The 25,300-nt window shown below is 74.4% G+C and carries 1 protein-coding gene (cut by a window edge); it reads left to right on the top strand.

Going from position 1 to position 25,300, the window contains the following annotated elements; all coding sequences use genetic code 11:
• On the top strand, nt 1-25,300 hold the 3' portion of the coding sequence (locus OHQ87_RS13120; protein ID WP_328348246.1) for a type I polyketide synthase. Its footprint begins 4,481 nt before the window's first position; the window shows 25,300 of its 29,781 coding nt (coding positions 4,482-29,781); its start codon lies off the left edge, out of view; its stop codon occupies nt 25,298-25,300.

Raw genomic sequence — 25,300 nt, 5'->3', positions numbered from 1 at the left:
CGGCCACGCCGGCACCGACGCCGTGCGGCCCAGGCGGGCGTTCCAGGAGCTGGGTTTCGACTCGCTGACCGCCGTCGAGCTGCGCAACCAGCTCACCGGCGCGACCGGGCTGGCCCTGCCCACCACCCTGGTCTTCGACTACCCCAACCCGGCGACCCTGGCCGGGCACCTGGCGTCCCTGCTGCGCCTGGACGACGCCGGGGCCGCCCCCACCGGGACGCCCGCCACCGCCGCCGGTGCCGCCCGCACCGACGAGCCGATCGCCATCGTCGGGATGAGCTGCCGCTACCCGGGTGGGGTCAGCGACCCCGACGGGCTGTGGGACCTGGTCGCGCAGGGCCGCGACGGGATCACCGAGTTCCGCACCGACCGGTACTGGGATATCGACCGGCTGCTTGCGGCCGACCCCGGGGCGTCCGGCCGCTCGTCCACCCGGCACGGCGGGTTCATCGACCGGGCAGGCGAATTCGACCCGGTCTTCTTCGGCATCTCGCCGCGTGAGGCGCTGGCCATGGACCCGCAGCAGCGGCTGCTGCTGGAAGCCACCTGGGAGGCGTTCGAGCAGGCCGGCGTCACGTCCGACGCCCTGCACGGCACCTCCACCGGCGTCTTCGTCGGCGCGTCCCCGTCCGGTTACGGCACCGGCGACGAGACCCCCGACCTGGACGGCTACCGGCTCACCGGCGGCGCGCACAGCGTCATCTCGGGGCGGGTCGCCTACACGTTCGGTCTGGAGGGGCCGGCCGTCACAGTGGACACCGCCTGCTCGTCGTCGCTGGTCGCGCTGCACCTGGCGGTGCAGTCGCTGCGGCAGGGCGAGTGCGGGCTGGCGATCACCGGCGGCGTGAACCTCATGGTCACTCCGGGCGCGTTCGTCGAGTTCACCAGGCAGGGCGGGCTCGCCGCCGACGGTCGTTGCCGCTCCTTCGCCGCCGCCGCCGACGGCACCGGTTGGGGCGAGGGCGTCGGCGTGCTGCTGGTCGAGCGGCTCTCCGACGCGCGGCGCAACGGCCACCGGATCCTCGCCGTCGTCCGGGGCAGCGCGGTCAACCAGGACGGCGCGTCCAACGGGCTGACCGCACCGAACGGGCCGTCGCAGCAGCGGGTGATCCGGGCCGCCCTGGCCAACGCCGGCCTCACCGCCGCCGACGTGGACGCCGTCGAGGCGCACGGCACCGCCACCATCCTGGGCGACCCGATCGAGGCGCAGGCGCTGCTCGCCACGTACGGGCAGGACCGGGACGGTCGGGAGCCGCTCTGGCTCGGCTCGATCAAGTCGAACATCGGCCACACCCAGGCCGCCGCCGGCGTCGCCGGCGTGATCAAGATGGTCCAGGCGCTGCGGCACGGCGTCCTGCCCCGCACCCTGCACGTCGACGAGCCCACCCCGCACGTCGACTGGTCGGCCGGTGCGGTCGAGCTGCTCACCGAGGCCCGTCCCTGGCCGGAGACCGGCCGGCCGCGCCGCGCCGCCGTCTCCTCGTTCGGGGTCAGCGGCACCAACGCGCATGTCATCGTCGAGGAGCCGCCGGCCGAGGTCGTCGACGGCGAGGTGGTCGAGTCCGCCCCGCCGCCGCTCGTGCCGGTGCTGCTCTCCGCTCGCGGCGACGGGCTCGCCCGGCAGGCCCACCGCTGGGCCGACCGGTTCGCCGCCGCCGACCGGCCCCGGCTGGTCGACGTCGGCTGGACGTCGGCGACCGCCCGCGCGGCGTTGGAGCACCGGGCCGTGCTGCTCGCCGCCGACCACGACGAGCTGACCGCAGGGCTGCGCGCCCTCGCCGTCGGCGAGCCCACCGACGCCGTCGTGACCGGCCGCGCCGCCGACCGTGGCCAGCTCGCGGTGCTCTTCTCCGGTCAGGGTGCGCAGCGCGCCGGCATGGGTCGGGAGTTGTACGAGGCGTTCCCGGTGTTCGCGTCGGCTCTCGATGAGGTGTGTGGGTTCCTGGATGGTCTGTTGCCGCAGCCGTTGAGGCCGGTGTTGTTCGCCGAGGCGGGTTCGGCTGGGGCGGGGTTGTTGGATCGGACGGTGTTCACGCAGGCGGGGTTGTTCGCGGTCGAGGTGGCGTTGTTCCGTCTGGTGGAGTCGTTCGGTGTGGTGCCGGACTTCGTGGGTGGTCATTCGGTCGGGGAGATCACGGCCGTGTATGTGGCGGGGGTGTTGTCGCTGGAGCACGCGTGCACGCTGGTCGCGGCGCGGGGTCGGTTGATGCAGGCGTTGCCGGCGGGTGGCGGGATGTTGGCGGTGGCGGCGTCCGAGGTGGACGTGTTGCCGACTGTGGATGGTGTGGTGGGTCGGGTGGGTGTGGCGGCGGTGAATGGGCCGTCGTCGGTGGTGGTGTCCGGTGAGCTGGCGGCTTTGGACGAGGTGGAGCGGGTTTGGCGGGGTCGGGGTGTGCGGACGCGTCGGTTGACGGTGAGCCACGCGTTCCACAGTCCGTTGATGGAGCCGATGTTGGCGGAGTTCCGGGCGGTGCTGGACGGGTTGGTGTTCTCGACGCCGTTGGTGCCTGTGGTGTCGAATCTGACCGGGGCGCTGGCTGACCCGCAGGAGTTGGCCGGTGTCGACTACTGGGTGCGGCACGTCCGGGAGGCGGTCCGGTTCGCTGACGGGATCGCGGCCCTGCGGGCCGCCGGCGTCGACACGTTCGTCGAGGTCGGGCCCGGCCCGGTCCTCACCGCGCTGGTACGGGAGGCCCTCGGCGGGGACGGCGAAGCCGTGGTGGCGGTGCCGACCCAGCGCCGGGACCGCCCCGAGCCGCGCGCCCTGCTCACCGGCCTGGCGGAACTCTTCGCCGCCGGTGGCACCGTCGACTGGGCCCCGGTCTTCGGTGCCGCCGCCACCCGGGTCGACCTGCCCACGTACGCCTTCGCCGAGGAGCGGTACTGGCTGCGTCCCGCCGGCCGCGCCTCGGACGTCTCCGTCGCCGGCCTCGGCGCCGCCCGCCACCCGCTGCTCGCCGCCGCCGTCCGGCTGGCCGGCGAGGACGCCGCCGTGCTCACCGGCCGGCTGTCGGTGTCGGCCCAGCCGTGGCTGGCCGACCACGTGGTCGCCGACGCGGTGATCGTCCCCGGCACCGCGCTCGTGGAGCTGGCGCTGCGGGCCGGTGACGAGTTCGGCCCCTGCCGGGTACGGGAACTGACCATCGCCGCCCCGCTCGTGCTACCCGCTCAGGGCGGGGTGCGGGTGCAGGTCCGGGTCGGCCCGCGCGACGGCGCGGGCTGGCGGGCCGTCGCTGTGCACTCCCAGCCCGACCACGACCCGGACGGTGAGTGGGTGCGGCACGCCGAGGGCGTGCTCACCGCGGTCGACCCGACCGAGGACGTCGGCCTCGGCACGTGGCCCCCGGCGCACGCCGTCGAGGTCGACCTCGACGGCTGGTACGACGCCCTCGCCGGCCACGGAATGACGTACGGGCCGGCGTTCCAGGGCCTGCGGCGGGCGTGGACGGCCGGCGACGACACCGTCTACGCCGAGGTGGCCCTGCCCGTGGCCGCGCCCGACGGGGTCGCCGGCTTCGGCGTGCACCCCGCCCTGCTGGACGCCGCCCTGCACCCCACCGCCCTGCTGCCCGGCGACGGCACCACCGGCCCGAAGGCGCCCTTCGCCTTCGAGGGCGTCCAGGTCCACGCCGTCGGCGCGGACACCCTTCGGGTCCGGCTGACCCGGGCCGGCGCGGCGGTGCGGATGCTCGCCGTGGACGACACCGACCGGCCTGTCGTGTCCGTCGACTCCCTCGTGCTGCGCGAGTTGACAAGCATCGACCCGTCGGCGGCCACCCTGGCCGCCCGGTCGCTGTTCCGGGTCGCCTGGCAGGCCGAGCGGCTCGTCCCCGCCCCGTCGACCGTCGCACGGGCGTTGCTCGGCGCCTCCGTGCCGACCCTGCCCGACGCGCCCGCGTACCGGGGCGTCGCCGAGCTGGTCGCCGCCGGCGACGTACCCCCGCTGGTGCTGCTGTCCGTGCCCGCGACGCCGGCCGGCCTGGCGGCGGAGGCTGTGCCGGCCGCCGTCCGCTCGGCCACCGCCGCCGTGCTCACCGAGCTGCAGGGGTGGCTGACCGCCGACGCCGACGCCCGGCTCGTCGTGGTCACCCGCGACGCGGTGCGGCCCGGCGACGCGGGCCCGCCCGGAGACCTGGTCGGCGCGGCCGTGTGGGGCCTCGTCCGCTCCGCCCAGTCCGAGCACCCCGGCCGGATCGTCCTGGCCGATCTCGACCGGGACCTCGACGAACCCGCCGTCGCGCTGCTCGCGGCCGCCGCCGACGACCCGGCCACTGCGCAGCTCGCGGTCCGCGGGAACGTGGCTTTCACCCCCCGGCTGGTACGCGCCGACGCCCCACCTGTCGACGACCCGCGTCTGCGCGGCGGCACCGTCCTCGTCACCGGTGGCACCGGTGCGCTCGGCGGCCTGCTCGCCCGGCACCTCGTCACCGAGTGGGGCGTGGACTCACTCGCCCTGGTGAGCCGGCGTGGTCCCGATGCCGACGGTGCGGCCGAGCTGGCCGACGAGCTGACCGGCCTCGGCGCCCGCGTCCGGGTGCTCGCCTGCGACGTCACCGACGTCGACGCCGTGCGGTCGCTCGTCGGCCGACTCACCGACGGCGAGCGCCTCGCCGGGGTGGTGCACACCGCTGGTGTCCTCGACGACGCCGTCGTCACCGGCATCGACCCGGACCGGCTGGCCCGGGTGCTCGCCCCGAAGGTCGACGCCGGCTGGTGGCTGCACGAGGCCACCGCCCACCTCGACCTCGACCTGTTCGTCGTGTTCTCCTCGATCGCCGGGGTGCTCGGCTCGCCGGGCCAGGGCGCGTACGCGGCGGCGAACGCGTTCCTCGACGCCCTCGCCGCCCACCGGCGCGACAGTGGGCTGCCCGCCCACTCCCTGGCCTGGGGAATGTGGGACACCGACGGCATGGCCGCAGGGCTCAGCGCGACCGACCGGTCCCGGGTGTCCCGCTCCGGTCTCGGTCTGATCACCGCCCCGGTCGGCATGGCGCTGTTCGACGCGGCGGTCGCCGCCGCCGACGCCGCCCTCGTCCCGGCCGTGGTGGACCTGCCGGCCATGCGGGCGGCGGCCAGCGCCGCCGGCGTACCGCCGATGCTGCGCGCCCTCGTCGGCACGGCCACCGTTCGGCGGCAGGCCGGCGGTGGCGCGGCCGACGGCTGGGCGCAGCGGCTCGCGGCGCTCGCCCCCGACGAGGCCCGAGCCCAGGTCGACACCCTCGTGCGGGGCCTGGTGGCGCAGGTGCTGGGGCATGCCGGCGCGGAGGCGGTGCCGGCGGACCGGGCGTTCCGGGAGCTGGGCTTCGACTCGTTGACGGCGGTGGACCTGCGTAACCGGGTCAACGCGGCGACCGGCCTGCGGCTGGCCTCGACGCTGGTCTTCGACCACCCGACGCCCGCCGCCCTCGCGGCGTACGTACACGAGCAGATCACCGGCGAGATCGCGGCCCGCCCCGACGCGGTGGCCGCCACCGGCGTGGACGAGCCGGTCGTCATCGTCGGCATGGCCTGCCGCTACCCCGGCGGGGTGGAGAGTCCCGAGCAGCTCTGGGAGCTGCTGACCGCCGGCGGCGACGGCATCGGCGAGTTCCCCACCGACCGGGGCTGGGACCTCGACGCCCTCTTCCACCCGGACCCCGACCACGCCGGCACCTCGTACGCGCGGCACGGTGGCTTCCTGGCCGGGGCGGCCGAGTTCGACCCGGGGTTCTTCGGGATCTCGCCGCGCGAGGCGGTCGCGATGGACCCGCAGCAGCGGCTGCTGCTGGAGGCGTCCTGGGAGACGTTCGAGTCCGCCGGCATCGACCCGGCGCGGGTGCGGGGCAGCCGCACGGGCGTGTTCGCCGGCCTGATGTACCACGACTACGCCTCCCAGGTGCAGGAGCTGCCCGAGGGTCTGGAGGGCTACATCGGCACCGGCAACTCCGGCAGCGTCGTCTCGGGCCGGGTGGCGTACACGTTCGGCCTGGAGGGGCCGGCGGTCACCGTGGACACGGCGTGCTCGTCGTCGCTTGTCGCGCTCCACCTCGCCGTGCAGGCGCTGCGGTCGGGGGAGTGCGACCTTGCCCTGGCCGGCGGCGTGACGGTGATGGCCACGCCGGGCACGTTCGTCGAGTTCTCCCGCCAGCGTGGGCTCGCCGCCGACGGGCGGTGCAAGTCGTTCGCCGCGTCGGCCGACGGCACCGGCTGGTCGGAGGGCGTGGGCATGCTGCTGGTGCAGCGGCTCTCCGACGCCCGGCGGGACGGCCGGACCGTCCTCGCCGTGGTGCGGGGAACGGCTGTCAACCAGGACGGCGCGTCGAACGGGCTGACCGCGCCTCACGGCCCGTCGCAGCAACGGGTGATCCGGCAGGCCCTGGCGAACGCCCGCCTGTCCACGGCGGACGTGGACGCCGTCGAGGCGCACGGCACCGGCACCACGCTCGGTGACCCGATCGAGGCGCAGGCGCTGCTTGCCACGTACGGGCAGGAGCGGGAGGGCCGGGAGCCGCTCTGGCTCGGCTCGATCAAGTCGAACATCGGGCACACCCAGGCGGCGGCCGGGGTGGCCGGCATCATCAAGATGATCATGGCGATGCGGTACGGCGTCCTGCCCTCCACCCTGCACGTCGACGAGCCCTCCCCGCACATCGACTGGACCGGGGGCTCGGTCGAACTGCTCACCGAGGCGCGGCAGTGGCCGCAGACCGGCCGGCCGCGTCGGGCCGCCGTGTCCTCGTTCGGGGTCAGCGGCACCAATGCCCACGTCGTCATCGAGCAGCCGCCCGCCGACACCCGGCCGGTCCCGGCCGGGACGACGCCGGGCCGGGCCCGGCCCGCCCCGGTGCTGCTCTCCGCCCGCTCCGACGCCGCGCTCGCCGCGCAGGCCGACCGCTGGGCCCGCCGGCTCGCCGCCGACGAAACCCGGCTCCCGGTGGACGTCGGCTGGTCGTCAGTGGTCAGCCGCGCCGTCCTCGAACACCGCGCCGTGGTCGCCGCCGCCGACCGGGGCGAACTGCTCGCCGGGCTGCGGGCGCTCGCCGCCGGCTCGCCCGCCGTCGGGGTCGTCGCCGGTACGGGGCCGGCGCGCGGCCGGCTCGCCGTCCTCTTCTCCGGCCAGGGCGCGCAGCGCGCCGGCATGGGTCGGGAGTTGTACGACGGGTTCCCGGTGTTCGCCTCGGCGCTCGACGAGGTGTGCGGGCATCTGGACGGGCTGCTGCCGCAGCCGCTCCGTGACGTGCTGTTCGCTGCCGAGGGCTCGCCCGAGGCGGAGCTGCTGGACCAGACCGTCTTCACCCAGGCCGGGCTGTTCGCGGTCGAGGTGGCGCTGTTCCGGCTGGTCGAGTCGTTCGGTGTGGTGCCCGACTTCGTCGGCGGGCACTCCATCGGCGAGGTCACCGCCGCCCACGTGGCCGGGGTGCTGTCCCTGGCCGACTCGTGCGCGCTGGTCGCCGCCCGGGGCAGGCTGATGCAGGCCCTTCCGACGGGCGGCGGGATGCTGGCCGTGGCCGCGTCGGAGGCGGAGGTGCTCGCCTCCCTGGACGGCCTGACCGACCGGCTCGGCATCGCTGCCGTCAACGGGCCGAACGCCGTCGTCGTCTCGGGGGCCGTCGACGTGCTCGACGCGGTGGAGGCCGCCTGGCAGGGCCGGGGCGTGCGGACCCGTCGTCTGCGGGTCAGCCACGCGTTCCACAGCCCGCTGATGGAGCCGATGCTCGCCGACTTCCGGGCCGTCCTCGCCGGCCTGACGTTCCGGGCGCCGCTGGTGCCCGTCGTGTCGAACCTGACCGGCGCGCTCGCCGACCCGCAGGAGCTGACCCACGCCGACTACTGGGTGCGGCACGTCCGTGCGGCCGTCCGGTACGCCGACGGCGTCGCCGCCCTCCGGGACGCCGGTGCCGGCACCTACCTGGAAATCGGCCCGCAGAGCGTCCTCACCGCCCTGAACGCCGACCTGCTCGCCGACGACGCCCTGGTGGTCGCCGCGCAGCGGCGGGAGCGGTCCGCCGGGCAGGCCCTGCTGCACGCCCTGGCCGAGCTGCACGTCACCGGTGTCCCCGTCACCTGGACCCAGTGGTACGCCGGAACGGACCCGCAGCGGGTCGACCTGCCGACCTACGCGTTCCAGCACGAGCGCTACTGGCTCGGCGTGGGCCGGGCCCGCGCGGGCGACGTCACCGGAGCCGGACTCGGGGCCGCCGGGCACCCGATGCTCGGCGCGGCGGTCACCGTCGCAGGGGAGGACATGGTCGTCCTGACCGGCAGGCTGTCCGTCGCCACCCACCCCTGGCTCGCCGACCACGTCGTCGCCGGCGCGGTCATCGTGCCCGGCACCGCCCTCGTCGAGCTGGCCGTCCGGGCCGGCGACGAGGTGGGCGCGTCCCGGGTACGGGAGCTGACCATCGCCGCGCCGGTGGTGCTGCCCGAGACCGGCGGGGTGCGTGTGCAGGTGCGCGTCGGTCCCGCCGACGAGACCGGCAGCCGGGCGGTGGCCGTCCACACCCAGTCGGAGGGCGACCCGGAGGCCGACTGGGTGCGGCACGCCGACGGCGTGCTCGAGACGTCTGTGCCGGACGAGCCGACGGTGGGTGTGTGGCCGCCGGTCGGGGTGTCCGAGGTGGATCTGGCGGGTTGGTACGAGACGCTTGCCGGGCATGGCCTGGGGTATGGGTCGGTGTTTCAGGGGTTGCGGCGGGTGTGGGTCGGTGATGGTGAGGTGTTTGCCGAGGTCGCGTTGCCGGATGAGGTGGTGGGGGAGGCTGTCCGGTTCGGTGTGCATCCGGCGTTGCTGGATGCCGCGTTGCATCCGGTCGGGTTGTTGCTGGTGGAGGGGGCCGGTGGTCCGCGGGTGCCGTTCGTGTTCGGGGGTGTGCAGGTGCACGCTGCCGGGGCGGGGGTTCTGCGGGTGCGGTTGACCCGGGTGGGTAGTGCGGTGCGGTTGGTCGCTTCCGACGGGTCGGGTGCGCCGGTGGTGTCCGTGGACTCCCTCGTCCTGCGTGAGATGACCGGTCTGCCGGCCTCCGGCGCGGCGGCCCGGTCGCTGTTCGCGCTCGCGTGGCAGCCCGAGGAGGTCACCCCGGCCGACGAAACCTCCGGTTGGGTGCTGCTCTCCGGAGGCCTGCCGGTCGGCGGCCTGGACCTCCCGGCGTTCCCGACCGTCGAGGCGCTTGTCGAGGCGGTCGACGCGGGGCGGACCGAGGTGCCGCGCGCGCTGCTGCTGCCGCTCTCCGCCGCGGGCCCCGGGGCGTCCGTCCCGGACACCGTCCGCGCGGTCACCGCCGACGTGCTGGCCGCCGTACAGACCTGGCTGGCGGCCGGCGCGCTCGCCGACACGAAGCTCGTCGTCGTGACCCGGAGGGCCGTGGCCACCCGGGACGGAGAACCGGTGACCGACCTGGCGGGCGCCGCCGCGTGGGGCCTGCTGCGCTCGGCCCAGACAGAGCACCCGGGCCGCGTCGTCCTGGCCGACGTCGACGACCTGGACGCGGGCGCCCTCGCCCTGCTGACCCGGGTCGCCGCCGACCCGGCCCCGACTGGCGGTCAGCTCGCCGTCCGCGAGAGCGGCGTGTTTGTGCCGCGTCTGGTGCGGGCGTCGGCGGGGGGCACGCCGGTTGTCGGTGAGGGCACCGTGCTGGTCACCGGCGGTACCGGGGCGCTCGGCGCCCTGGTGGCCGAGCATCTGGTCACCGCGCACGGCGTGCGGTCGTTGCTGCTGGTGTCGCGGCAGGGTCCGGCAGCTGCGGGTGCGGACGTGCTGGTGGAGCGGTTGTCCGGCCTGGGTGCCGCAGTCCGGGTGGTGGCCTGTGACGTCACGGACCGGGAGCAGGTGGCAGGGCTGGTGGCCGGTGTTCCCGGTCGGCTGGCCGGTGTGGTGCACACCGCCGGTGTGCTCGACGACGGTGTGGTCTCGTCGATCACCGCGGAACGGCTGGCGGATGTGCTGGCGCCGAAGGTGTCGGCCGGTTGGCTGTTGCACGAGGCGACGACAGGGCTGGACCTGGACCTGTTCGTGCTGTTCTCGTCGATGGCGGGGGTCCTCGGTTCCCCGGGTCAGGCGTCGTACGCGGCGGGCAACGCGTTCCTGGACGCGCTTGCCGTGCAGCGTCGGCAGGTGGGTCTGCCGGCGGTCAGTCTGGCGTGGGGGATGTGGGACACCCCGGGTATGGCGGCTTCGGTGTCCGAGGCCGACCGCAACCGTTCGGCGCGTGCGGGTGTCACCCCGATGAGCGCGCGGACCGGACTGGAACTGCTCGACGCCGCCCTGGGCGCGGGCCAGCCGGCGCTCGTGCCTGCGGTGCTCGACGTACCGGCGATGCGGGCCGCCCTCGGTGCCGGCGGCCAGGTGCCGGCGGTGCTGCGCGCCCTGGTCGGTGCGACGGTCGCCCGTCGGCAGGTCGGCCAGGGCGGCGACTGGGCCGACCGGCTGGCCGGCCTGACCCCGGACGAGGGCCGTGCACAGGTCGCGCTGCTGGTGCGGGGTCTGGTGGCGCAGGTGCTCGGGCACGGTGGGGTGGAGGCGGTGCCGGCGGATCGGGCGTTCCGGGAGTTGGGTTTCGATTCGTTGACGGCGGTGGACCTGCGTAACCGGGTCAACGCGGCGACCGGGTTGCGGCTGGCCTCGACGCTGGTCTTCGACCACCCGACCCCGGCCGCGCTCGCCGAGCACCTTTACGAGCAGGTCTCCGGCCAGATCACCGCCCGGCGGTCGACGGTGCGGGCCGTCGACGCCGACGAGCCGATCGCCATCGTGGGGATGGCCTGCCGCTACCCGGGCGGGGTCGACAGCCCGGACCAGCTCTGGGCACTGCTGGCCAGCGGCGGGGAGGGCATCTCCGAGTTCCCGGCCGACCGGGGCTGGGACCTGGGGTCGTTGTTCGATCCGGACCCGGACCGCAGTGGCACCTCGTACACCAGGCACGGCGGTTTCCTGGCCGGGGCGGCGGACTTCGACCCGGGGTTCTTCGGGATCTCGCCGCGTGAGGCGGTCGCCATGGACCCGCAGCAGCGGTTGCTGCTGGAGGCGTCGTGGGAGTCGTTCGAGTCGGCCGGGCTGGATCCGCAGCGGTTGCGCGGCAGCAGCACGGGTGTGTTCGCGGGTGTGATGTACCACGACTACGCCTCGCGGCTGGCCGACCTTCCTCCGGACGCCGAGGGCTATGTCGGTACGGGTACGTCGGGCAGTGTCCTGTCGGGTCGGGTGGCGTACACCTTCGGTCTGGAGGGTCCGGCGGTCACCGTCGACACCGCGTGTTCGTCGTCGCTGGTCGCCCTGCACCTGGCGGCGCAGGCGTTGCGGTCGGGGGAGTGTGATCTGGCGCTGGCCGGTGGTGTGACGGTGATGGCGACGCCGGGGACGTTCGTGGAGTTCTCCCGGCAGCGGGGTCTGTCGGCTGATGGTCGGTGTAAGTCGTTTGCGGCGTCGGCGGACGGTACCGGCTGGGGTGAGGGTGTGGGTGTGCTCCTGGTGGAGCGGCTGTCCGACGCCCGGCGGCGTGGGCACCGGGTTCTTGCGGTGGTGCGGGGTAGTGCTGTCAATCAGGATGGTGCGTCGAATGGGTTGACGGCGCCGAATGGTCCGTCGCAGCAGCGGGTGATTCGTCAGGCTCTTGCCAACGCGCGGCTGTCGACGGCGGATGTGGATGTTGTCGAAGCTCATGGCACCGGGACCACGCTGGGTGATCCGATCGAGGCGCAGGCGTTGTTGGCGACGTATGGGCAGGGTCGGTCGGGGGGTCGGCCGTTGTTGTTGGGGTCGGTGAAGTCGAATCTTGGTCACACGCAGGCGGCTGCGGGTGTGGCGGGTGTGATCAAGATGGTTATGGCGATGCGGCATGGTCTGGTGCCGGCGTCGTTGCATGTGGATGAGCCGTCGCCGCATGTGGACTGGTCGGCGGGGGCGGTGGCGTTGGCGACGGAGGCGATGCCGTGGCCGGTGGTGGATCGGCCGCGTCGGGCGGCGGTGTCGTCGTTCGGGATCTCCGGCACGAATGCGCATGTGATCATCGAGCAGCCGCCGACGGCGGATGTGACCGAGGCTGCGGAGCTGTGGGTGCCGGTGGTGGTGCCGGTGTTGCTGTCGGCGCGGTCGGAGACGGTCCTGGCCGCGCAGGCGGGCCGGTGGGCCCACTGGCTGGCAGGCGACGAGACGTTGCGTCCGGTGGACGTGGGCTGGTCGTCGGTGACGACCCGCCCGGCCCTCGAACAGCGGGCCGTGGTGACCGCCGCCGACCGTGAGGACCTGCTGGCTGCCCTGCGCGCCCTCGCCGCCGGTGAGCCGTCGGGCCCGGTGCTGACCGGCACCCCGGAACAGCGTGGGCACCTCGCCCTGCTCTTCTCCGGTCAGGGTGCGCAGCGCGCCGGGATGGGTCGGGAGTTGTACGAGGCGTTCCCGGTGTTCGCGTCGGCCCTTGACGAGGTGTGTGGGTATCTGGACCGGGCACTGCCGCAGCCGCTCCGGGGGGTGTTGTTTGCCGAGGTGGGCTCGGTTGAGGCGGGGTTGTTGGATCGGACGGTGTTTACGCAGGCGGGGTTGTTCGCGGTCGAGGTGGCGTTGTTCCGGTTGGTGGAGTCGTTCGGTGTGGTGCCGGACTTCGTGGGTGGTCATTCGGTCGGGGAGGTCACCGCCGCGTATGTGGCGGGGGTGTTGTCGCTGGAGCATGCGTGTGTGTTGGTGGCGGCGCGGGGTCGGTTGATGCAGGCGTTGCCGGCGGGTGGTGGGATGTTGGCGGTGAACGCGTCCGAGGTGGACGTGGTGGCCACCTTGGGTGGCATGGATGACCGGGTGGGTGTGGCGGCGGTGAATGGGCCGTCGTCGGTGGTGGTGTCTGGTGAGTTGGCGGCTTTGGACGAGGTGGAGGCGGTGTGGCGGGGTCGGGGTGTGCGGACGCGCAGGTTGGTGGTGAGTCATGCGTTCCACAGTCCGTTGATGGAGCCGATGCTCGCCGAGTTCCGGGCCGTGGTCGCGGGGTTGACCTTCACGTCACCGCTACTGCCTGTGGTGTCGAATCTGACCGGGGCGTTGGCTGATCCGCAGGAGTTGACCGGTGTCGACTACTGGGTGCGGCATGTGCGGGAGGCGGTCCGGTTCGCCGATGGTGTGGCCGCCCTGCGGGCTGCTGGTGTCGACACGTTCCTGGAGGTGGGTCCGCAGAGTGTGTTGACCGCGTTGGCCGGTGACATCTTGCCGGGTGACGGGGGTGTGCTCGCGGTCGCTGCGCAGCGTCGGGATCGGTCCGAGGTGAGCGCCCTGCTCGCTGCCCTGGGTGAGCTGCACGTCCATGGGGTTGCGGTCACCTGGGCGCAGTGGTTCGCCGGTGCGGGCGCGCGGCGGGTCGACCTGCCGACGTACGCGTTCCAGCACCAGCGGTACTGGCCCGGGGCGGGCCGTCCCCGGGTCGGCGACGTGTCCGGGGCCGGGCTGGGCGACGCCGGGCACCCGATGCTCGGTGCGGCAGTGGACCTGGCCGGTGGCGACGAGGTGGTGCTCACCGGCCGGCTGTCGCTGGCCACACACCCCTGGCTGGCGGACCATGCGGTGTCCGGCGTGACGCTGGTCCCGGGCACCGCGCTCGTGGAGCTGGCCGTGCGGGCCGGCGACGAGGTCGGCGTCTCCCGGGTACGCGAACTCACCGTCGCCGCGCCGCTGGTCGTACCCGAGGCGGGCGGTGTGCGCGTCCAGGTACGGGTGGAGGCGTCCGACGGCTCCGCGCAGCGCGCCGTGGCCATCTACTCGCGCCAGGACGACGACCCCGAAGCGGGCTGGGTGCGGCACGCGGAGGGCATCCTCGAGACGTCTGTGCCGGACGAGCCGACGGTGGGTGTGTGGCCGCCGGTCGGGGTGTCCGAGGTGGATCTGGCGGGTTGGTACGAGACGCTTGCCGGGCATGGCCTGGGGTATGGGTCGGTGTTTCAGGGGTTGCGGCGGGTGTGGGTCGGTGATGGTGAGGTGTTTGCCGAGGTCGCGTTGCCGGATGAGGTGGTGGGGGAGGCTGTCCGGTTCGGTGTGCATCCGGCGTTGCTGGATGCCGCGTTGCATCCGGTCGGGTTGCTGCTCGTGGGGGAGACCGGTGGTCCGCGGGTGCCGTTCGTGTTCGGGGGCGTGCAGGTACACGCGTCCGGTGCCTCGGTCCTGCGGGTACGGCTGACCCGGGCGGGTAGCGCGGTGCGGCTGGTCGCTTCCGACGGGTCGGGTGCGCCGGTGGTGTCCGTGGACTCCCTCGTCCTGCGTGAGATGACCGGTCTGCCCGCCCCCGGCGCGGCGGCCCGGTCGCTGTTCGAGGTGCGCTGGCAGGCCGGCGAGGCGCCGACGGCCCGGCAGCCGTCCGGCTGGGCGCTCCTGACCGGCGGTGCGGAGGAACTGGTGACCCGGGCCGGGCTGCCGGCGTACCCGGACGTGGCGGCCGTGCTGGACGCCGTCGCGGCGGGTGCGGACGCGCCCCAGGCGCTCGTGCTGCCGGTCCTCGGCGTGGCCGAGCCGGCCGATGGCCTACCCGAGACGGTACGGACGGTGACGTCCGACGTGCTACGTGCGGTCCAGGAGTGGCTGGCCGCCGATGCCCTGGCCGACACGCGGCTGGTGGTGCTGACCCGGGGCGCGGTGTCGGCGCGGGACGGGGACCCGATCGCGGACCTGGCGGGGGCCGCCGTCTGGGGCCTGCTGCGGTCGGCCCAGTCGGAACACCCGGGCCGGATCGTCCTCGCCGACCTCGACGCCGACGTGGAGCCGGCGCTGCTCGCCACGCTCGCCGGCGTGGTGAGAGGGGGCGGGGACGACCAACTGGCCGTCCGCGAGAGCGGCGTGTTCGTGCCGCGTCTGGTGCGGGCGTCGGCGGGGTCGGTGTCGCCTCTCGGTGAGGGCGCGGTGCTGGTGACCGGTGGTACGGGTGCGCTGGGCGCGCTGGTGGCGGAGCATCTGGTCGCGGCGTATGGGGTGCGGTCGTTGGTGCTGGCGTCGCGGCAGGGCCCTGGGGCCCGGGGTGTGGACGTGTTGGTGGAGCGGTTGTCGGGTCTGGGTGCGTCGGTGCGGGTGGTGGCATGTGACGTGACGGATCGGGAGCAGGTGGCGGGGCTGGTCGCCGGGGTGGTCTCGGGGGGTCGGTTGGCGGGTGTGGTGCACACGGCGGGTGTGTTGGACGACGGGGTGGTCTCGGCGATCAGCCCGGAACGGTTGGCGGGTGTGTTGGCTCCCAAGGTCACCGCCGGGTGGTGGCTGCACGAGGCGACGGCGGGTCTGGATCTGGATCTGTTCGTGCTGTTCTCGTCCGTGGCGGGTGTGTTGGGTTCGCCGGGGCAGGCGGCGTATGCGGCAGGCAATGCGTTTCTGGACGCCCTGGCGGTGGTCCGGCGTCAGGCGGGTCTGCCGGGGGTCAGTCTCGCGTGGGGTATGTGGGACACGGACGGCATGGCCGCCTCGGTGTCCGAGACGGACCGGGCCCGGTCGGCCCGGGCCGGCCTCATGTCGATGAGCGCGCAGACCGGGCTGGAGCTCTTCGACGCCGCATGCGGTGCCGGCCGGCCGGCCCTGGTGCCCATGGTGATCGACCTGCCCGCCCTGCGCGCGGCGGCCACCGACGGGACCGTGCCGCCCATGCTGCGTACCCTCGCCGGACCGACCACGACCCGCCGGCAGGCGGGACGGGACACCGGCGGGTGGGCCGGGCGACTCGCCGGGCTCACCGAGGACGAGGGCCGTGCACAGGTCGCGCTGCTGGTGCGGGGTCTCGTGGCCCAGGTGCTCGGGCACGGTGGGGCGGAGGCGGTGCCGGCGGATCGGGCGTTCCGGGAGTTGGGTTTCGATTCGTTGACGGCGGTGGACCTGCGTAACCGGGTCAACGCGGCGACCGGGCTGCGGTTGGCCTCGACGCTGGTCTTCGACTACCCGACCCCGGCCGCGCTCGCCGACCACGTATGGTCCGAGTTGGCTGGCGTGCGCGCGGCGACCGCCGAGCCGACGGCCGGCGTCGCCGCAGGCTCCGACGAGCCGATCGCGATCGTGGGGATGGCGTGTCGGTATCCGGGTGGGGTGGAGAGTCCGGATCAGTTGTGGGAGTTGTTGGTCTCGGGTGGGGACGGGGTGGGGGAGTTTCCGGTTGATCGGGGTTGGGATCTGGGGTCGTTGTTCGATCCGGATCCGAACAACAGTGGTACGTCGTATACGCGGCATGGTGGGTTTCTGTACGGGGCGGCGGAGTTCGATCCGGGGTTCTTCGGGATCTCGCCGCGTGAGGCGTTGGCGATGGATCCGCAGCAGCGGTTGTTGTTGGAGGCGTCGTGGGAGTCGTTCGAGTCGGCGGGGTTGGATCCGCAGGGGTTGCGGGGTAGTCGTACGGGTGTGTTCGCCGGGGTGATGTACCACGATTACGCCTCGCGGTTGTTGGATCTGCCCGCCGAGGTGGAGGGCTATGTCGGTACCGGTACGTCGGGCAGTGTCCTGTCGGGTCGGGTGGCGTACACGTTCGGGTTGGAGGGGCCGGCGGTCACTGTCGACACGGCATGTTCGTCGTCGTTGGTGGCGCTGCACTTGGCGGCGCAGGCGTTGCGGTCGGGGGAGTGTGATCTGGCGCTGGCCGGTGGTGTGACGGTGATGGCGACGCCGGGGACGTTCATCGAGTTCTCCCGGCAGCGGGGTCTGTCCCAGGACGGTCGGTGCAAGTCGTTCGCCGCGTCGGCGGATGGCACGGGCTGGTCCGAGGGTGTGGGTGTTCTCCTCGTGGAGCGGTTGTCGGATGCGCAGCGGCGTGGGCACCGGGTTCTTGCGGTGCTGCGGGGTAGTGCCGTGAATCAGGATGGTGCGTCGAATGGGTTGACTGCGCCGAATGGTCCGTCGCAGCAGCGGGTGATCCGGCAGGCTCTCGCCAACGCCCGGCTGTCGACGGCGGACGTGGATGCGGTGGAGGCGCACGGCACCGGCACCACGCTGGGTGACCCGATCGAGGCGCAGGCGCTGTTGGCCACGTACGGGCAGGACCGCGAGGTGCCCCTGCTGCTCGGGTCGATCAAGTCGAACATCGGTCACACCCAGGCGGCGGCTGGTGTGGCCGGTGTGATCAAGATGGTCATGGCGATGCGGCACGCCCTGGTGCCGGCGTCGTTGCATGTGGACGAGCCGTCGCCGCATGTCGACTGGTCGGCGGGGGCGGTGGCGCTGGCGACGGAGGCGGTGGCGTGGCCGGTGGTGGACCGGCCGCGTCGGGCGGGGGTGTCGTCGTTCGGTATTTCAGGGACGAATGCGCACGTGATCATCGAGCAGCCGCCGGTCGGGGTGGTTGAGGGTGAGGTGGTCGGGCGGGTGGTGCCGGCGGTGGTGCCGGTGTTGCTTTCCGGGCGTGGTGAGGGGGTGCTGGCTGGGCAGGCCGGTCGGTGGGCTGCCTGGTTGGCTGCCGACGAGGCGTTGCGTCCGGTGGACGTGGGGTGGTCGTCGGTGACGACCCGCCCGGCTCTCGAGCAGCGGGCTGTCGCCATGGTGACCGATCGGGACAGTCTCCTGTCCGCGCTGCGGGCCCTTCGCAGTGGCGATTCCTCCGGGGCCCTGGTCACCGGTTCCGCCGCTGACCGTGGCCAGGTGGCGCTGCTCTTCTCCGGTCAGGGTGCGCAGCGTGTGGGTATGGGTCGGGAGCTGTATGCGGCGTTCCCGGTGTTCGCCACCGCGTTGGACGAGGTGTGCGGCCACCTCGATCCGCTCCTGCCGCAGCCGTTGCGGACCGTGCTGTTCGCCGAGGCGGGTTCGGCGGAGGCGGAGTTGCTGGATCGGACGGTCTTCACCCAGGCGGGGTTGTTCGCGGTCGAGGTGGCGTTGTTCCGGTTGGTGGAGTCGTTCGGTGTGGTGCCGGACTTCGTGGGTGGTCATTCGGTCGGGGAGGTCACCGCCGCGTACGTGGCGGGGGTGTTGTCGCTGGAGCATGCGTGTGTGTTGGTGGCGGCGCGGGGTCGGTTGATGCAGGCGTTGCCGGCGGGTGGTGGGATGTTGGCGGTGAACGCGTCCGAGGTGGACGTGTTGCCGACGCTGACTGGTCTGACCGACCGGGTGGGCATCGCTGCGGTGAATGGGCCGGATGCTGTCGTCGTCTCCGGGGTGGCCGAGGCCCTGGACGAGGTGGAGCGGATCTGGCGGAAGCGGGGTGCGCGGACGCGCAGGTTGGTGGTGAGTCATGCGTTCCACAGTCCGTTGATGGAGCCGATGTTGGCGGAGTTCCGGGCGGTGCTGGACGGGTTGACCTTCACGTCACCGCTACTGCCTGTGGTGTCGAATCTGACCGGGGCGTTGGCTGATCCGCAGGAGTTGACCGGTGTCGACTACTGGGTGCGGCATGTGCGGGAGGCGGTGCGGTTCGCCGATGGTGTGGCGGCCCTGCGGGCTGCTGGTGTCGACACGTTCCTGGAGGTGGGTCCGCAGAGTGTGTTGACCGCGTTGGCCGGTGACATCTTGCCGGGTGACGGGGGTGTGCTCGCGGTCGCTGCGCAGCGTCGGGATCGGTCCGAGGTGAGCGCCCTGCTCGCTGCCCTGGGTGAGCTGCACGTCCATGGGGTTGCGGTCACCTGGGCGCAGTGGTTCGCCGGTGCGGGCGCGCGGCGGGTCGACCTGCCGACGTACGCGTTCCAGCACCAGCGGTACTGGCCCGGGGCGGCCTCCCGGCCGCAGGCCGCCCCGGAGCGCGACGCCGAGTTCTGGGCCGCCGTCGAGAACGGCGACCTCGCCGCCCTCGCCGATCAGCTCGGCGACGACGCGGTGGACGCCCTCACCCCGGCCCTGCCCGCGCTCAGCACCTGGCGTCGTGGCCGGGACCGGGACACGGCGCTGGACGGCTGGTCGTACCGGATCGGATGGGAGCCGGTGCACCCGGTCCCCGCCGCCGGGCTGTCCGGCCGCTGGCTGGTCGCCACGGTGGGCGGCGGCAGCGGCGCGGGCGTGGCGAAGACGCTCGCCGAGGCCGGTGCGCGGGTGGACACACTGACGGTCCCCGCCGCCCTCGGTCGGGTCGAGCTGGCCGAGCGGTTGCGGCCGATCAGCGACGAAGGCTGGACCGGGGTGCTGTGCGTCCTGCCCCGGCGGGACCAGCCACTCGCGCACGCGCCGGCGGTGGCCGCCGGTACGGCCGGGCTGCTCACCCTCACCCAGGCGCTGACCGACGCCGGCCTGCCCGGCCGGGTGTGGGCGCTCAGCCGCGCCGCCCTGCCGGTCACGGCCGGCGAGCCGGCCGGCGACCTGTGGGCGGCGCTGGCCTGGGGCCTCGGCCGGGCAGTGGCCCTGGAACAGCCGGACCGTTGGGGTGGCCTGCTCGACCTGCCCGACCGCGCTGACCGGGGCACCCGGGCCGCGCTGGTCGCGGTCCTCGCCGACGGCACCCTCGACCAGGTGGCGATCCGTCGCACCGGCGTGCTCGGCCGGCTGCTGGTGCCGACCGCCCCGCCCGCCGGGGGCGGCTGGCGTCCACGCGGGACGGTGCTCGTCACCGGCGGCACGGGCGCGCTGGGCCGGCAGGTGACCCGGTGGCTGTTGGCCAACGGGGCCGCCGAGGTGGTGCTCGCCTCGCGGCGCGGGCCGCACGCCCCGGGAGCGGGCGAGCTGGTCGCCGAACTGGGCGCCGTGCGGGTGGTGGCCTGCGACGTCACCGACGCCGCTGCCGTCACCGGGCTGGTGGACGAGCTGCCGGAACTGACCGCCGTCGTGCACACCGCCGGCGCGTCCGGCGGGACCGCGCCGGCCTACCAGGTGACCGACGGTGAGCTGGCGGAGACCCTGGCCGGCAAGGTGCTCGGGGCCGTCCACCTGGACGACGCGTGCCGGGACCGCGACCTCGACGCATTCGTCGTCTTCTCCTCCGTCGCGGGCGTCTGGGGCGGCGGTGGCCAGGCCGGCTACGCCGCCGGTAACGCGCTGCTCGACGCGCTCGTCGCGGCCCGCCGCGTGGCCGGTCTGCCCGCCACCGCGCTGGCCTACGGTCCGTGGGCGGAGGAGGGCATGGCCGCCGGGGAGGCGGCGGACGGCCTGCGCCGTCGTGGGTTCGTCCCGCTCGCGCCGGACGCCGCCGTTGCGGCGCTGGGCCGCTGGGTGAACGCCCCCGAGCCGGCGCCGGTGATCGTCGACGTGGACTGGTCCCGCTTCGTCGCGGCGTTCACCGCGACGCGGCCGAGCCACCTGTTCGACCGGGTCGCCCCCGCCGCCGAGGCGGAACCGGAGCGGCCGGAGACCGAGGCGGGCACCGACGGGCTGCGCGCCCGGCTCGCCGCGCTGTCGACCACCGGCCGGGAGAACCTGCTGGTCGACCTGGTCCGCGCGGAGGCGGCGGCGGTGCTCGGCCACGCCTCCACCGACCAGGTGCCGGCCGGTCGCGCGTTCCGCGAGCTGGGCTTCGACTCCCTCGCGGCGGTGCAGCTGCGGGACCGGCTGGGCCGGGCCACCGGGCTGACCCTGCCGTCGACAGTGGTCTTCGACCATCCGTCGGCGGTGGAACTGGCCCGCTTCCTGCGTCCCGAGCTGGTGGCCGGCGACGGCCCGACCGCCGTCACCACAGTGGTCCGGCCGCCGGCCGACGAGCCGATCGCGATCGTCTCGATGGCCTGCCGGTTCCCCGGCGGGGTGTCCTCCCCGCAGGAGTTGTGGCAGTTGCTGGTCGACGGTGGGGACGCGGTGACGCCGATGCCGACCGACCGGGGGTGGGACCTCGACACGCTCTTCGACTCCGACCCGGAGCGGGTGGGCACCAGCTACACCCGCAGCGGCGCCTTCCTCGACGGGGTGGCCGACTTCGACGCGGGATTCTTCGGGATCAACCCGCGGGAGGCCCTCGCGATGGACCCGCAGCAACGGTTGCTGCTGCACACCACCTGGGAGACGTTCGAGCGGGCCGGTATCGACCCGCAGCGCGTCCGTGGCTCCGCGACCGGGGTGTTCATGGGCACCAACGGGCAGGACTACGCGACCCTGCTGCTGGGCGCCCGGTCCGAGGTGGAGGGCTACCAGGCCACCGGCAACAGCGCGTCGGTGGTCTCCGGCCGGCTGGCGTACTCGTTCGGGCTGCACGGCCCGGCGGTCACCGTCGACACCGCGTGTTCCTCCTCGCTGGTCGCCCTGCACCTGGCCGCCCAGGCGCTGCGGTCGGGAGAGTGCGACCTCGCTCTGGCCGGCGGCGTGACAGTGATGTCGACGCCGGGGGCGTTCCTGGAGTTCTCCCGCCAGCGCGGCCTGGCCGCCGACGGGCGGGTCAAGGCGTTCGCCGCCGGCGCCGACGGCACCGGCTGGGGTGAGGGAGTCGGCGTCCTGCTGCTCCAACGGCTCTCCGACGCGCGACGGGAGGGCCGGCGGATCCTCGCCGTCGTCCGGGGCAGCGCCGTCAACCAGGACGGCGCTTCCAACGGGTTGACCGCCCCGAACGGGCCCGCGCAGCAGCGGGTCATCCGGCACGCCCTGGCCAATGCCGGGCTGGCCCCGGCCGACATCGACGCCGTCGAGGCGCACGGCACCGGCACCACCCTCGGCGACCCCATCGAGGCGCAGGCGCTGATGGCCGCGTACGGCACCGGCCGCCCCGCCGACCGACCGCTCTGGTTGGGTTCGGTGAAGTCGAACATCGGCCACACCCAGGCCGCGGCGGGCGTGGCCAGCCTGATCAAGATGGTGCTGTCGCTGCGGAACGGGACGCTCCCGGCGACTCTGCACATCGACGGGCCCACCCCGCACGTGGACTGGGCGTCGGGACCACTGGCGCTGCTCACCGAGGCACGCCCGTGGGACGCCGCCGGGCGTCCCCGCCGGGCCGGCGTCTCGTCGTTCGGCATCAGCGGCACCAACGCCCACGTGATCCTCGAACAGGCACCGGCCGCGGACCCGGCCGGGACGACCGACGGACCGTCGACCGTCGACGGGGCCACCACCACGGACGCCACCGACCAGGCGGCGGCCGACGTCGAGGTGCTGCCCTGGCCCGTCTCTGCCGCGACGGCGGCCGGGCTGCGGGAGCAGGCCGACCGACTGGCCCGTCGGCTCGGTGACCCTGCCGGCGAGGCGGGGAACCCGCCCTCCGACGGGGCGGTGGCCTGGGCCCTGGTCGAGGGGAGGGCCCACCTGGCCCAGCGGGCGGTGGTCGTCGCCGCCGACCCGGAGGTCCGGCTCGCGGCGCTGCGGGCCCTCGCCACCGGCGGTGAGCACCCCGCGCTCGTCCCGGCCGGTCCGGCCACGACGGGCGGCACCGCCTTCCTCTTCTCCGGTCAGGGCGCGCAGCGCGCCGGGATGGGCCGGGAGTTGTACGGGTCGTTCCCGGTGTTCGCCGCCGCGCTGGACGAAGCCTGCGGGCACCTGGACCCGTTGCTGCCGCAGCCCTTGCGGGAGGTGCTCTTCGCCGGGGAGGGCTCGCCGGATGCGGCCCTGCTGGACCAGACGGTCTTCACCCAGGCCGGTCTCTTCGCCGTCGAGGTGGCGCTGTTCCGTCTGCTGGAGTCCTTCGGTGTGGTGCCGGACCTCGTCGGGGGCCACTCGGTCGGGGAGATCACGGCCGCTCACGTGGCCGGGGTGCTCGACCTGGCCGACGCGTGCGCCCTCGTGGCGGCTCGCGGCCGGTTGATGCAGGCACTCCCGGCAGGCGGCGGGATGTTGGCGGTGGCCGCGCCGGAGGCCGATGTGATGGCGTCCATCGAGGGACGGACCGATCGGGTCGGCATCGCCGCCGTGAACGGCCCGTCGGCCGTCGTGGTCTCCGGTGCCGTCGACGTCCTCGACGAGATCGAGCGGGTCTGGCGGGAACGGGGGGTGCGCACCCGGCGGTTGACTGTCAGCCACGCGTTCCACAGCCCGTTGATGGAGCCGATGCTCGACGAGTTCCGTACCGTCCTGGCGGGGTTGCGGTTCGCCGCGCCGATGCTGCCGGTGCTGTCGAACCTGACCGGGGCGCTCGCCGACGGCGACGGGATCCGGACCGTCGGGTACTGGGTGCGGCACGTCCGGGAGGCGGTCCGGTACGCCGACGGCGTGCGGGCCCTGCGGGACACGGGCGTGGACACCTTCGTCGAGGTGGGCCCCGGTGCGGTGCTCACCGCCATGAACGCCGACGTGCTTCCCGACGGCGCCACGACCCTGGCGATCCAGCGGGCCGGCGTGCCGGAGGTGACGGCGTTGCTCATCGCCGTGGCCACCCGGTACGCCAGCGGTCGGGACGTCGACTGGACGGCGGCGCTGACGCCGCTCGCCGGCCCCCGTCCCGTCCCCCGCGACCTGCCGGAGCTGCCCACCTACGCGTTCCAGCCGGAGCGGTACTGGCCCACCCTGACCAGGCCGCTGAGCGGCGGCGGGGACCGGGTCGACACCGAGTTCTGGCGGGCGGTCACCGACGGCGACCTGGACCGGCTCGGCATCGACGCCGACCAGCCGCTGAAGGACCTGCTGCCGGAGTTGGACTCGTGGCGTCGCCGGCAGCACCAGGACGGCACGGTCGGCGGCTGGCGGTACCGGGTCACCTGGCGGCAGCGGCGGCTCACCGCCGGCCAGCCGGGTACCTGGCTGGTCGTCGCCCCCCGACGGCAGTCGGCCGAGACGATCGCCGACGCGCTGCGCGCCGGTGGGTCCACGGTGCACCTGCTCACCGTGGATCCGTCCACCGTCGGCCGGGACGGGCTCGCCACCGACCTGGTCCGGGCCTGCGCCGAGCACCAGCCGACCGGGCTGCTCTCGCTGCTGGCCCTGGACGAGGCGCCGCACCCGGGCCAGGACGCCCTGCCGTCCGGGCTCGCGGCGAACCTGCTGCTGCTCCAGGCGCACGTCGGCCGGGAGACCGACACGCCGGTCCCGTTGTGGCTCGCCACCACCGGGGCGGTCGCCACCGACGAGGAGCCGGCGACCCGGCCCTGGCAGGCCACCAGTTGGGGCCTCGGCCTGGCCGCCGCCCTGGAGCACCCCCGGCACGTCGGCGGCCTCGTCGACCTGCCCGGCACGGTGACCGGGGAACTGGCGTCCGCGCTGGTCACCGCGATCACCAACACCGATGGCGAGGACCAGCTCGCCCTCCGCGCGTCCGGCACGCGCGTCCGGCGCCTGGTCCGGGCCCCCGGGCCGATCGAGGGTGCCGGCGCCGGCTGGACGCCGCAGGGCACCGTGCTGGTCACGGGCGGGTCGGGCGCGGTCGCCCGGCACACCACCGCCTGGCTGGACCGGCACGGCACGGCGGTGGTGCCGCTGGACCAGCCGGCGGGCGCAAAGCTGACCGACCGGATGGAGCAGTTGGCGGCCGACGGGCGGCCGGTGACCGCGCTGGTGCACGTACCGGCCGACACCGGTACCGTGCCGCTGGCCGAGCTGACCCTCGCCGGCCTCGCCGAGGACCTGCTCGCCACCGTCGGCGACGTTCCCCGGTACGCCGACGAGTTGGAGCACCGGGCCATCGGGGCCCTCGTCCTCTGCTCGTCCACCTCGGGGGTGTGGGGCTCCGGCGGGCGCTGCGGCCAGGCGGCCGGGGACGCCCTGCTCCAGGTCCTCGCCGCCAACCGGCGTCTGGCCGGCCTGCCGGTGGCGTCGGTGGCGTTCGGCCCCTGGGCGGACGGCCTCGCCGCCGCCGACCGGGAGCAGCTGGACCGGCGTGGCCTGCCCGGCATGGACCCGGAGCTGGCCGTCGCGGCGCTGCGCCGGGCGGTGGCCGAGGGCACGCAGCTCGTCGTGGCCGACGTGCGGTGGGACCGGTTCGTGCCGGCCGTCGCCGCCATCCGGGCCCGACCGCTGTTCGGCGGGGTCCCCGAGGCGCAGGAGGCGCTGCGCAGCCTGCACACCGACGAGCCGGCCGACGACGGGGCGGCGGACGCGCTGCGCGGGCGGCTACGGCCGCTCGGCGACGGGGAGCGGGACGCCGTCCTGGTCGACCTCGTCGCCACCCAGGCGGCGGCGGTGCTCGGCCTGCCGGGCACCGGCGACCTCGGCCCGGCGCGGGCGTTCCGGGAGGTCGGCTTCGACTCGATGACGGCGGTGGAGCTGCGCAACCGGCTCCGGGCGGTAACCGGGGTGACGCTGCCGGCCAGCGTGGTCTTCGACTACCCCACCCCGCTGGCGCTCGCCCGGCACCTGCGCGGCCTCGTGGTCGAGGACGGGGCCAAGGCGACCACCGGGCTGCTGTCGGAACTGGAGCGGTTGGACGGTGTGTTCGCCTCCAGCGCACCGGACCAGCTGACCCGGCAGAAGCTGCTGGTGCAGATGCAGGCGTTCATCGCCCGCTGGGGTGACGACCGTACGGCACCGGCCGAGGCCCCGGTGACGCCGTCGCTCGACGGGGCCACCGACGCCGAGATCTTCGAATTCATCCACCGGGAGCTCGGTGGGCCGGGCGGCAATGTCGACGGGGCTTTCTGA

Source organism: Micromonospora sp. NBC_00421, assembly GCF_036017915.1.
Lineage (GTDB): Bacteria > Actinomycetota > Actinomycetes > Mycobacteriales > Micromonosporaceae > Micromonospora.
The sequence above is the reverse complement of the archived record's forward strand: the minus strand, read 5'-3'. Positions and strand labels throughout refer to the sequence as shown.